The 11,625-nt window shown below is 72.5% G+C and carries 8 protein-coding genes, 1 tRNA gene, 1 other RNA gene and 1 pseudogene; 5 read left to right on the forward strand and 6 right to left on the reverse strand.

Going from position 1 to position 11,625, the window contains the following annotated elements; translation table 11 throughout:
* Nucleotides 1-183: 183 nt before the first annotated feature.
* On the reverse strand, nucleotides 184-585 hold the full coding sequence (locus ACFVTC_RS23790; protein WP_390130083.1) for a hypothetical protein: 402 nt from the start codon (nucleotides 583-585) through the stop codon (nucleotides 184-186).
* A gap of 262 nt (nucleotides 586-847) precedes the next feature.
* Nucleotides 848-1,015 (reverse strand): hypothetical protein, encoded by a 168-nt coding sequence (locus ACFVTC_RS23795; RefSeq protein WP_390130179.1) that lies wholly within the window; start codon nucleotides 1,013-1,015, stop codon nucleotides 848-850.
* A 238-nt stretch (nucleotides 1,016-1,253) separates the two neighbouring features.
* On the opposite strand from ACFVTC_RS23795, the gene ACFVTC_RS23800 reads away from it, so the two are divergent.
* Nucleotides 1,254-1,793 carry an HAD domain-containing protein gene (locus ACFVTC_RS23800; RefSeq protein ID WP_390130085.1) on the forward strand — a complete coding sequence of 180 codons (540 nt, stop codon included), beginning with the start codon at nucleotides 1,254-1,256 and terminating at the stop codon, nucleotides 1,791-1,793.
* Nucleotides 1,794-1,937: 144 nt separating this feature from the next.
* Here the strand turns inward: ACFVTC_RS23800 and ACFVTC_RS23805 are convergent.
* The 4 genes and pseudogenes from ACFVTC_RS23805 to ACFVTC_RS23820 all read right to left on the reverse strand — a co-directional run.
* Nucleotides 1,938-2,165: pseudogene (locus ACFVTC_RS23805) on the reverse strand (VapC toxin family PIN domain ribonuclease); the annotation flags it as partial.
* A 158-nt stretch (nucleotides 2,166-2,323) separates the two neighbouring features.
* Entirely contained in the window at nucleotides 2,324-3,013 is a 690-nt protein-coding gene (locus tag ACFVTC_RS23810) for an LAETG motif-containing sortase-dependent surface protein (RefSeq protein WP_390130088.1), read from the reverse strand.
* A gap of 338 nt (nucleotides 3,014-3,351) precedes the next feature.
* Nucleotides 3,352-4,773: an ATP-binding protein gene (locus ACFVTC_RS23815; protein ID WP_390130090.1), complete on the reverse strand. Its 1,422-nt coding sequence runs from the start codon at nucleotides 4,771-4,773 to the stop codon at nucleotides 3,352-3,354.
* Between the two features lie 336 nt (nucleotides 4,774-5,109).
* A tRNA-Ser gene (locus ACFVTC_RS23820) sits at nucleotides 5,110-5,197 on the reverse strand.
* Nucleotides 5,198-5,268: 71 nt separating this feature from the next.
* On the opposite strand from ACFVTC_RS23820, the gene ffs reads away from it, so the two are divergent.
* From ffs to ACFVTC_RS23840, 4 genes are all read left to right on the forward strand, one after another.
* Nucleotides 5,269-5,367, forward strand: an RNA gene (ffs, locus tag ACFVTC_RS23825) — signal recognition particle sRNA small type.
* Nucleotides 5,368-5,470: 103 nt separating this feature from the next.
* Nucleotides 5,471-7,846, forward strand: a complete 2,376-nt coding sequence (locus ACFVTC_RS23830) for a DNA polymerase III subunit gamma and tau (RefSeq protein ID WP_390130092.1) — start codon at nucleotides 5,471-5,473, stop codon at nucleotides 7,844-7,846.
* 200 nt (nucleotides 7,847-8,046) lie between these two features.
* Entirely contained in the window at nucleotides 8,047-9,324 is a 1,278-nt protein-coding gene (gene purD / locus ACFVTC_RS23835) for a phosphoribosylamine--glycine ligase (RefSeq protein WP_390130094.1), read from the forward strand.
* 309 nt (nucleotides 9,325-9,633) lie between these two features.
* Nucleotides 9,634-11,484 carry a hypothetical protein gene (locus tag ACFVTC_RS23840; protein WP_390130181.1) on the forward strand — a complete coding sequence of 617 codons (1,851 nt, stop codon included), beginning with the start codon at nucleotides 9,634-9,636 and terminating at the stop codon, nucleotides 11,482-11,484.
* Nucleotides 11,485-11,625 lie beyond the last annotated feature (141 nt).

Here is an 11,625-nt window from a genome sequence, read left to right on the forward strand (position 1 = left end):
ATGAGGGCTTCCCTGGCGCAGATGGGCGGCGGGCAGAGTCGCTAACAGGGCACGCGCCGGAAAGGTCACGCGTGCCCTGCGCGTACCCGACGGTGCCGGTCCCGCGCGGGGGCGGTCCTCACAGGTCTCTACGGGTCCCTACCGGTCCCTACCGGTCCTTATGGGTCCTTCAAGACAGGTCCCTCACAGGGGATGGGGACGGGGACGGGGACGGCCGGTGCCGGGGATGCCCCTGTCCGCGCAGTCGGGCGGGCCGGCGTCCTCCCGGCGCGCGAGGGGCAGGAAGAGGACGGGGCGGGCGGTCCAGGTGAGCCGGGTGGTCTTGTTGTCGACCGACACCGAACACGGTTCCGAGCGCAGCAGGGCCTGTCTCATCTCGATGCGGCCGTCGTACAGCCAGTCCCAGGCCTCGTCCGCCGCGGTGGGGCCGAGCGCCGGTGTGATGGTGCGCAGGGCGACCGCTATCCACCGGTCGGCCTGTGCGGCCGAGTACGCGTCCATCGACGCGAGCAGCGCCGGCGGACCGCCCCCGGCGAGGTCCTCGGTCCGGCACTCGCACCAGTAGCCGCGGACGATCTCCTTCATCGAGGCGCCCCCGGCGGCCAGGTCACGGACAGTTGGCGCGTGTTCTCGTCGTACATGGCTGAGTGAGCGGGCCGTTCTCGTGGTCGGGACGGACGCGAGCACATACGTGCTCGGGCTCTTTCGCCGCCGAGGGGCACCGCGGATGCGCTCGCGGGGCAGGGAGTTGACGGGAGGCGGGTTCCTCCTGGAAGTTCGCGGGGGAAATCCTCCGCGGGACTCCTCCGGGGGAGTCTCCCCTGAACTCCCTTCGGCCGACCGGCTGTCAGGTGATCCGGCCGGACGCCCACTCGGCCCACTCGCGGTGCATGGTGTGGAGCCGCAGGCCGTATTCCAGAGCGATCCGGCCGTAGACCGCGAGGTTGTCGTCGGTCCAGTCGATGGACTCCTCCAGCTGACGCAGACCCTGGTGACCCTCGTCGGCCCGCTCGATCCCTGGGCGGTGAGGGTGTTCCCTTGCGGCCCCGGGGACCCTCGGCCGCCACCGAGATCAGGCCGGCGTCCGCCAGCTTGGTCAGCTCGGTGCGGATCTGGCTCTGGGGCGCGGGCCGGGCGTTGGCCGGCGACGTCTCGAAGAGTTTCAGCAGGTCGTAGCCGCCGGCGGGGTGCGACGTGACGGAGAGCGTAGTGCGGCGGCGGAAATCATCGCGACGCGGGGCTATCGTGCCGCCGTGACCCACTCGGTGGAGCGCCCCATCCTCTTCCTCGACGTCGACGGACCGCTCATCCCCTTCGGACCGGCGCCCGGTCGGTTTCAGGCACCCGCTTCCCGCTCCGGAGTGTTCCCCGACGTGGGAAACCCGTTGCTCGGACGGCTCGACCGCGCGGTCGGGCCGCGTCTGATGGAGCTCGGGTGCGAACTGGTGTGGGCCTCGACATGGATGGAGGAGGCCAACGAGTGCGTCGCCCCGCGGATCGGGCTGCCCAGGCTGCCGGTGGTGGAGTGGCCCGAGGTCTCCGCGGCCGACGGCCCGCGCGGCCTGCACTGGAAGACGCGCCCCCTCGTGGAGTGGGCCGGCCACCGCCCCTTCATCTGGGTCGACGACGAGATCGACGCCGTGGACCGACTGTGGGTCGCCGCGCAGCACCGGGAACCCGCACTGCTCCACCGTGTCGATCCTGCCGAGGGCCTCACGGACGGGGACTTCTCCGCGCTCGGGCGGTGGCTACGTACTGAAGTGCCGGACCTCGCCTCTGGAACGCCCGGCTAGGGATGCAGGGAGCCGCAACGCGGAATTCCACGGTTCCCGTACGTTCGGGAAGGTCCTGACCGGGGGCGAAGGGGCGGCCTGCGGAGATCGCGGACTTCGGCGGACAACGGTTAACCGGAACCCGGTGGAGACCGGAGCCGGTCGCTTGCCAGTGACCGGCCCGAACAACTGAAGTGCCTGACCGGTGACCGCCGCAATGCACTCGAAAGCCTGGTCACGGTGCGGCAGGGTCAGACCCTGGAGCTCCGCCGTGGCGGCAACGACCAGATCGACGGCTCCGGCGCTGCGATGCCGGCCTCGCGAGGTCAGTGCGTCCTGGACCTCCCAGGCGCGGTCGTAGGCGCGGTCGTCGACCGGTGCCCAGGAGAACAGCTCGCAGTGCTCAGGGGCGGGAGGCGCGGGGGCCCCGCCGCGAACGGTGGGGCCCTTCGAGTCGTGCCCGGTGAGGCACCGGCGGAGGAGACGAGATTCGAGCTCTTGTGAGGGGTTGCCCCGACGCGGGTTCCGGCTCCGCCGGTCCACTGTCGGTGTCAGGAGCGGTGTGCCGCTCGGCGGCGCAGCGCGACGACCATGCCGCCGCCGGTCACGACCAGGGCCGCGGCGGTGCCGGCGATCACGGTGGTGCCGTTGCCCGCGCCGGTCTCGGCGAGGTGGCTGCTGCCGCCCGCGGGGGTCGGGGCGCTGCTCGCACCGGGTGCGGCGGCCGCGCTGCTGCTCTGTGCCGGGCTCGGTGTCGTGGTCGGGGTGGCGGAGGACGGCGAGGAGGGATGCGCGGGCGAAGTGGCGGGCGCCGAGGAGGAAGGGGTGGAGGGCGCGCAGGTTTCATCGGGTATGACGGTCATCGGCTGGATGTCGTCGTCGACCTTGTCGCTTGCCGTGACGTGAACCCGAAAGGCGTGTCCCGGGGCCCAGCTCCCGGGAACGAGATCGACGGATACGCCCTGCGCGGTCGGGTGCTCGATCGTCTTCGTGTCGACGAGCCTTTCACCGCCGGGCATGTTGAGCTGCAGGTACAGCTTGACGGTGGCCGGGGTGCCGGACGCGTCCTTGTCGGTGACGCGGATGACACCGTTGCCGCTCGCGTCGCAGACGGCCGCTGCCGAGAAGTCGCGGATACTGCACGCCGACGCCGTGCCGGCGATACCGAGGGAAAGTGCGGCCGCGGCGCCCAGGGTGCCCATGAGGCGTGCCGCTCTGCCGGTGTGACGGGAGGGGAACACTCGTGTCCTTTTCGGTCGATGGGGGAGGCGATGTGGATCCGCTGGGTCGGCGAGCGAGCCCGGAAGCTCGAAACCCCCAACGTCCACAAGCCCGTTGAGAATCCTGTCAAAGACGCTTCACCACAGGTGAAGACGCGATGAATGGGTGGTCATGACCGTGCCTGCGATCGGTCAAGGGATGGTCGTACGGGCCGTCGGGGTCCCCGGCGTTCCGGAACGAGTGGTGACAGGGCATTGCGGAGGATACGAGATGCGAAGCAGGCCGGTCGGCTGATCGATCGGATCAGGGCTGCCGTCGGCGATCGCCGCGACTCCTGTCGCTCGGGGTTCGTGCCTGTTCACGGTCGGCGCCAGGCGGCGAGCAGTTCCTCGGGGCCGTACGCCGCCTGCAGGCCGGAACAACTGGTCCCGCTGCGGGAGACCGCCACGAGCGGTAGCGGCTCGTCGGTGATCGCCGCCCGGTGCTTCTGCAGCGCGGCGAGGTCGTGGCTGTCGAACGCGGAGTTCTCCAGCCACTTGACCGAGCCGAGGAAGAGCAACTGCTTGGCCACAGGCTGCCTGTCGGCGCCCACCAGGTCGATTTCGACGTCGTTGCTCCGGGTCCAGTACCCGCCGATCGCCGCGGTGGCGGGCAGGAGCCCGTCCGGCAGGAGGCGGGCGAGGGATTCCCGGACGAGGGGCTCGATCGCGCGGCCCCGCCAGCTCGTCCACCGTTCCTTGATCCGGCCCAGAGTGAGATCTCCTCGCATCCGCTCGATCTCCGCCATGTGCGGATCCAGAAACGCGAGCCAGAACCGCAGGTAGGGGTCTGCCACTCGGTAGCGGCGTTCCTTCGACGGCCGCAGGGAGAGGGGCAGTTCGGCTGCCACCACCCGTTTCCGGGTCAGGACATCCGTGGCTCGGGTGAGGGTGGTGTGGGCGATGCCGCCGGCGGCGCGCGCGATGTTGGTGAAGGTTCGCTCCCCGCTTCCGATGGCCCGCAGGACTTCCCCGCTCATCGCCTGCGGTGGGAACTCCGCGGCCAGTGAGCGTTCGGCGGAGACCAGCAGCGCCGAGATCGGGTTGTCGAGTGAGTCGCGGAGAAATTCCCAGACATCCGCTCCGGGCCGCCACTCCGCACAGATCAGCGGGAGACCGCCCGTGATCAGCGCGGCATCGAAGGCGGCCGCCGACGGAAGGCCGAGCATCTCCCCGATGTCGGCCGCGTTCAGCGGCCCCACGACCATTTCCCGGCCGCGCTGGTGGAAGGGGCGGTCGTAGCTGTTCAGCGCCTCCATCATCGACAGGTCGGATCCGACCAGGAGGAGGAGTACGGGCTTGCGGCTGAGCAGGCGGTCCCATGCCCGCTGGAGCATGCCCTCGAATGCGTCGAGGCGGTCCATGAGATACGGAACCTCATCGATGACGACCACGCTCGGACTGTCGTCGGGCAGGATCTCCGCAAGCAGCCTGAACGCGGCATTCCACTGCCCCGGGGTCTCCTCCGAGAACAGTTGCCGCTCCGGGAGGGTTGATCGGGCGACGGCGTCGAGCAACTCCGTCAGCTCGTCGTCCGCCGTGCCGCCCGCTGCGGTGAAGAAGAGGGACGGCGTCTCCGCGCGCCGGAGAAATTCCTCGACGAGGCTGGACTTGCCGACCCGCCGCCGACCGCGCACGAGGACGCACCGGCCCGGTTTCGCCGACCCGACGGCGTCATGAACCGCCCGCAATTCGTTGCTGAGCACGTTCAGCTCGTGGTCCCGTCCGATGAAGCGACGCACGGTAAGCCTCCCGCCGAAGATGGTATCGATGAAGATAGTATCTTGCCCGATACCATCTTTCCCTCCCTTCGGGCAGGGCAGGGCAGGGCGGGGCGAGTGCGCGGCGGCTGAGGGTGTGCGCGGTCCGGTCTCCGGAGGCGGCGGCGACTCGACGACGCGGTTCGCCCCGAGCCGGACGACGCGGCAGTGCAACAAGAGGGGGAGGTCAGCGGTCCCACGTCCTGAACGGGCCGCATGACAAGTGAGCCCGGCGCCGGTCCGGACATCCGGGCTTAGGACAACGTCGAAGGGCCCCACCTCGCGGTGGGGCCCTTCGAGTCGTGCCCGGTGAGGCACTGGCGGAGGATACGAGATTCGAACTCGTGAGGGGTTGCCCCCAACACGCTTTCCAAGCGTGCGCCCTAGGCCTCTAGGCGAATCCTCCGCGGCAAACAATACAAGACGTTGAGGAGTGCTCGCGAACTCGTTCCCCCCGCCGGGATCGGGTACTGTGAGCGCAGCCCCTCACGTGGCGCTATCTGACTGAACTCCCCCAGGGCCGGAAGGCAGCAAGGGTAGGTCGGCTCTGGCGGGTGCGTGGGGGGCGCTTGCGTCTGCCGGGGATGTGAGAGTGAGCCGTCCCCGTCGCCGTCCGTCGTCATCGCACTGTCATCGCGGGCGGTCCTTGTTGTCAGTGGGCGCCTATAACCTCGTATGTGTGTCGTCTCTCGCGCTGTACCGCCGCTATCGCCCGGAGTCGTTCGCCGAGGTCATCGGGCAGGAGCATGTCACCGACCCGTTGCAGCAGGCGCTGCGGAACAACCGGGTCAATCACGCGTACCTGTTCAGCGGTCCGCGCGGGTGCGGCAAGACCACCAGCGCGCGCATCCTGGCCAGGTGTCTCAACTGCGAGCAGGGACCCACGCCGACGCCCTGCGGGGAGTGCCAGTCCTGTCGGGACCTCGCACGCAACGGCCCGGGATCCATCGACGTCATCGAGATCGACGCCGCTTCGCACGGTGGCGTCGACGACGCCCGTGACCTGCGAGAGAAGGCGTTCTTCGGCCCCGCGAGCAGCCGCTACAAGATCTACATCATCGACGAGGCCCACATGGTCACGCCGGCGGGATTCAACGCGCTGCTGAAGGTCGTCGAGGAGCCGCCGGAGCACCTCAAGTTCATCTTCGCCACCACCGAGCCCGAGAAGGTCATCGGGACGATCCGGTCCCGTACGCACCACTACCCGTTCCGGCTGGTCCCCCCGGGGACCCTGCGCGAGTACCTCGGAGAGGTCTGCGGGCGCGAGGGCATTCCCATCGAGGACGGCGTGCTGCCGCTGGTCGTGCGCTCCGGCGCGGGGTCCGTGCGTGACTCCATGTCCGTCATGGACCAGCTCCTCGCGGGAGCGGCCGACGCCGGTGTGACATACGCCATGGCCACCTCGCTCCTGGGCTACACGGACGGGTCGCTGCTCGACTCGACGGTCGAGGCATTCGCCTCGGGGGACGGCGCCGCGGCCTTCGAGGTCGTGGACCGCGTGATCGAAGGGGGCAACGATCCGCGGCGGTTCGTCGCCGACCTGCTGGAGCGGCTGCGTGACCTGGTGATCCTGGCGGCCGTGCCCGACGCCGCCGAGAAGGGACTCATCGACGCGCCGTCCGATGTGGTGGAGCGTATGCAGGCCCAGGCCGGAGTCTTCGGCGCCGCCGAGCTCAGCCGCGCCGCCGATCTCGTCAACGAGGGGCTGACGGAGATGCGCGGCGCCACCTCGCCGCGGCTCCAGCTCGAACTCATCTGCGCGCGCGTGCTCCTGCCCGCCGCCTACGGGGACGAGCGGGCCCTCATGGCCCGGCTGGACCGTATCGAGCGCGGGGTGAACTTCTCCGGCGGTGGTGGCGCCCCGGCCATGGGATACGTGCCCGGTCCCGAAGTGCACGGAGCGGCCGCGGCGGCTCCGGCCCCCGGTGGCCCCGGGGTCCCGCCGGGCGGCGGACCCGCCGCGGCACGGGCCGCCGTACGGGCGCAGGGTCCCGGTGGCGCCGGCGCCGAGGGGTACGGGGGGTACGACACCGCTGGTGCTGGTGCTGGTGCTGGTGCTGGTGCCGGTGCTCCGGTGCAGGGTGTGGGTGCTCCCGCCCCGGCCGCACCCGCCGCCGCGTCCCCGGCGCTCCCGGCCCCCGTACCGACGGCCCTCGCCCAGGCGGCCGAGCCCGCGCCGGCTCCGGCCGCCGCGCCGGCTCCCCCGTCGGAGCCCGCGCCCGGTGCGTGGCCCGCCGCGACGGCCGCCGGCAGCGGCAGGCGGCCCGGCGGCTGGCCGACGCCGGCTTCCGCGGGCGGCGGGCAGGCCCCGGCCGCGCCCGCGGCACCCCGGACGCCTTCGGCTCCCGCCACCCCCGCCACCCCGGCGGCACCCGCCGCCGCACCGGTGCAGGCGCCCGCCGCCGGCGGCCCCGACCCGCGCGTGCTGTGGCCGAACATCCTGGAGGCGGTCAAGAACCGCCGCCGCTTCACCTGGATCCTGCTCAGCCAGAACGCCCAGGTGACCGGGTACGACGGCACGACGCTGCAGATCGGCTTCGTCAACGCGGGCGCGCGGGACAACTTCGCGAGCAGCGGCAGCGAGGACGTTCTCAAGCAGGCTCTGGCCGAGCAGTTCAACATCCAGTGGAAGATCGAGGCGATCGTCGACACCTCGGGCGGCTCGGCACCGCCACCGATGACGGCACCCGGCCCCGGGTTCGGCGGCGGTGGCGGTGCGGGCGGCGGATACGGCGGCGGTGGCGGGTACGGCGGTGGCGGTGGCGGTGCCGGATACGGCGGGGCGCCGGCCGCACCGCGTCCCGCGGCCCCGCAGTCGCCGGCCCCGGCTTCGCGCCCCGCCGCGCCGCAGGGGGCGTCCGCGGGCCAGGGACCGTCCGCGCCCGCGTCGAGACCCGGCGGACCTCCCGCGCCCGAGCCGCCGCCCCCCGTGGCCCCCGAGGACGACATTCCCGAGGACGACGACCCCGACCTCGACGAGTCCGCCCTCTCGGGCCACGACCTGATCGTCCGCGAACTGGGCGCGACGGTGGTCGAGGAGTTCTCGAACGAGTAGTCCGGGCCTCCGGCGCCTGAGGAACCGGTGGGTGCCGGAGGAACCGGCCCGGAGGAACCGGCCCGGAGGAACCGGCCCTGAGGAACCGGCGCCCGAGCAACCTGCACCCCAAGCCGCTTGGAGGATCCCACCAACTCCGCCGGCCCCCCGCTTCGGAAGCCCCCACAAAGGCACTCGCCTCCGGCGGTTAGGCTGACCCCGTGAAGGTCCTTGTCATCGGCGGCGGCGCCCGCGAACACGCCCTGTGCCGTTCCCTGTCCCTCGATCCCGCCGTCACCGCCCTGCACTGCGCCCCCGGGAACGCAGGCATCGCGGACGTGGCCGAGCTGCGCGCGGTCGACGCGCTCGACGGCGCCGCGGTGGCCGCGCTGGCCACGGAGCTCGGTGCCGAGCTGGTCGTCGTGGGCCCGGAGGCACCGCTCGTCGCCGGGGTCGCCGATGCCGTGCGCGCCGCGGGCATCCCCTGCTTCGGCCCCTCCGAGGAGGCCGCGCAGCTGGAGGGCTCCAAGGCCTTCGCCAAGGACGTGATGGCCAGAGCGGGCGTTCCGACCGCCCGCTCCTACGTCTGCACGACCCCCGAAGAGGTCGAAGAGGCGCTGGACGCCTTCGGTGCCCCCTACGTGGTGAAGGACGACGGCCTCGCGGCGGGCAAGGGCGTCGTGGTGACCGACGACCTCGCGAAGGCCCGGGAGCACGCAAACGCCTGCGAACGCGTCGTCATCGAGGAGTTCCTCGACGGCCCCGAGGTCTCCCTCTTCGCGATCACCGACGGCGTGACGGTCGTCCCGCTGCAGCCCGCCCAGGACTTCAAGCGCGCGCTCGACGGCGACCAGGGCCCGAACACCGGCGGCATGGGCGCGTACTCGCCCCTCCCGTGGGCGGACCCCAAGCTCGTGGAGGAGGTCATGGAGACCGTTCTCCAGCCCACCGTCGACGAACTGCGCCGCCGCGGCACCCCGTTCTCCGGCCTTCTCTACGCGGGCCTGGCGATCACCAGCCGCGGCGTACGGGTGATCGAGTTCAACGCCCGCTTCGGCGACCCCGAGACACAGGTGGTCCTCGCCCGTCTGAGGACCCCGCTGGCCGGCGTCCTGCTCGCCGCCGCCGACGGCACCCTCATCGACCTGCCGCCGCTGCGCTGGAGCGACGACGCGGCGGTCACCGTGGTCGTGGCCTCGCACAACTACCCGGACACCCCGCGAACCGGCGATCCCATCACCGGGCTCGACGAGGTGGCGGCCCAGGACGCCCCGCACGCGTACGTCCTGCACGCCGGGACGAAGCACGACGGTGACGCGGTCGTGAGCGCCGGGGGCCGCGTGCTGTCCGTCACGGCGACCGGCACCGGCCTCACCGAGGCGCGTGCCCGCGCGTACACGGCGGTCGCCCGTATCGGCCTCGACGGTTCCCAGCACCGCACGGACATCGCCGCGAAGGCCGCGGCGGACTCCTCGGCGGGAGCCGCGGCGACGGCGTAGAACCCGGTCCACGACCTGCCCCCGGGCCCCGGATTCTGTACGGAATCCGGGGCCTGATCATTGCCCACGGTCATCCACCTTTCCCCAAAGCCATTCCATCGAGTGAGCGATGCCCCAACCGCCTGACGGGGACCGAGGCCCCAACTAGGGTGCGGCGAAAGCATTCCGGCACTTGGCCCACCGGCATTGCGATGTCGGTGGCGGGTGCCACAGTGGGGGAGTGAGCAAAGCCAGGGCATCCGCGGGCGCGGGCTGTAGAACAGCCCCGTACGAGCGGACAGTAGGGGGTGACCTCCGGTCGTGACCGGTATGGGTGTGGAGGTGGGCGCGCAGGCCGCGCGTTCCCGGGCTCTCGCCGTGCTGCGGATCCGCAGCCGGGCGCTGGCCGTAGCCCTGCTGCCCGCGGCTGTCGCCGTCGTGCTGCTGGTCGGCGGCTCGACCGGTCACATCACCGGCGGACCCTGGCCCGTCACATGCTGGGTCGTGACGGTCCTCGCCGGCCTCGTCCTCCTCGCGGCCGCGGGTATCGCCCTCGTGGTCGCCCGCGCCCGGCCCGCCGTGAGCCCCACGGTCCCGATCGCGGAGGAGTCCGCCCCCGACCTGTACCGCATGGTCCGGGACCTGGCCGACCGCCTCGACGTCCCGCCCCCCTCCGCGATAGCGCTCACCCCGGACTGCGACAGCTGGCTGGAGGACCGTACGCACCCCGCGCACGGCCCCCCGCCGACCGAGGCCAGGGACGAGATAGCGGGTGTCCGAGGGTCCTCGGCGCACGTCCGCCGGGCCTCCGCCGCTCCGGTCCTCGTCATCGGCTCGCCCTTCCTGTGGTGGATGCGCGTCGGCGAGCTGCGCGCGGTCCTCGCCCCGGTCGTCGCCGGTACGGGTCCCTCCGCGCACCCCGACATAGCCGCCGCCCGCCGTTTCGTACGGGGGCTGGACGCGGCCGTGGCCGTGACCTCGGCGCCCGCCCACGGCCCGGTGGTCCGCACGGTGCTGACCGGTGTCGGCTGGGTGACCCGCCTGCTGCTGCGCAGCTGCCGGGGGCACGCGGCCGAGATGGAGCGGGGAGTGGCGGCCGCCGCGGCCGAGCGCGCGCAGGCCGTGGACTACGGTCTGCGGATCGTCGCCCAGGAACAGGTGGGCCTGGCCTACGCGGGCTGGGACCGGCTGCTGAACCGGGTCGCGCTGCCCGCCTGGCGGATGGGCCGCTGGCCGTCCCGGCTGGACGCGGGGGTCGTCGCGGCCCTCACCGAGCTCTCCCGCCGCGACCGGCTGGCCGAGGGCTTCACCTCGCGCCTCGGTGAGCGCCCCGCCTGCGACCTGCTCGAAGAGCCCGGCACGGTGGACGAGGCGGCCTCGCTGCTCGCCGCCCGGCTCTTCCACGGCGGGCCCGCGGAGACCGGGCCCGACTGGGCTCCGGTGGACTGGCAGGAGTACCCGGACGAGGTCGTCGACCGGACCTGGCGGGCCGACGCGGCCCGCCTGCACCGGGTCCTGGACGCGCTGGGCGTCCGCCACTCCCCGGACCCGACGGTGCCCGACCGTGGCGGCCCGACACTGGCACGCGTCCTGGACCATCTGACCGCGCCGCCGACCGAAACCGAAGCCGGCGCCGACACAGCCACCGGCGCCGGTACACGCGCCGCCTCCGGGGCGGCCCCGGAGCCGGATCCCGTCCCCTTCGTCGCCAAGCGGTGCGGAGCGTACGAACGGATGGGCGCCGACGAGGACGACGGCGCCCTGGGCCTCGGCAGCGAACGGACGGCGGCGCTCGCGGCCGGGCTCAGCGCGGAGCTGGCCCGGGACGAGGCGTCGGTGCCGGTCTTCGTACCGAGTGGCGGCGCGGAGCAGCCGGGTCCCGACCTGGCGTTCTGGGAGGACGGGATGCTGCCGCTCTTCCCGCTCCAGCCGCCGCGCACCGGACGCGAGCTGCTGGCCGACCACGTCACCGCGATGGTCTGCTGCGCCGCGATGGACACCGCGGGCGCGGCGCCGGGGCTCGACTGGCTCGACGGACCGTCCCTCCTGGTCGGCGGCGAGCGCGCCGCGGATCTCGGCCCGCGCGTCCTGACCCTGGTCGAGGACGGGGACCCGGCTCCTCTCCGGGACTGGCTCCGCCGCCTCGGGGTCCGCCCGGAGAAGCCGGTCCGGCTGGTCTGAGCACGACGGCGACGCGCCGGTGCCGAGCCGAGTACCGGGCCCGGCGCGGGGTGGGTGGGACCCTTCCCATTCACCCCGGTCCGGATTCTTCCGCCCGGGTCCGGATTCCTCCGTTCCGTTCACGTCAATTCGCGACGAACG

The organism is Streptomyces sp. NPDC057950 (assembly GCF_042887295.1).
Classification (GTDB): domain Bacteria; phylum Actinomycetota; class Actinomycetes; order Streptomycetales; family Streptomycetaceae; genus Streptomyces; species Streptomyces kaempferi.

Excerpts from the sequence above, each read along its gene's own strand:
- ACFVTC_RS23790 (WP_390130083.1), bottom strand. The coding sequence starts at position 585 with ATGAAGGAGATCGTCCGCGGCTACTGGTGCGAGTGCCGGACCGAGGAC.
- ACFVTC_RS23840 (WP_390130181.1), top strand. The coding sequence starts at position 9,634 with ATGGGTGTGGAGGTGGGCGCGCAGGCCGCGCGTTCCCGGGCTCTCGCC.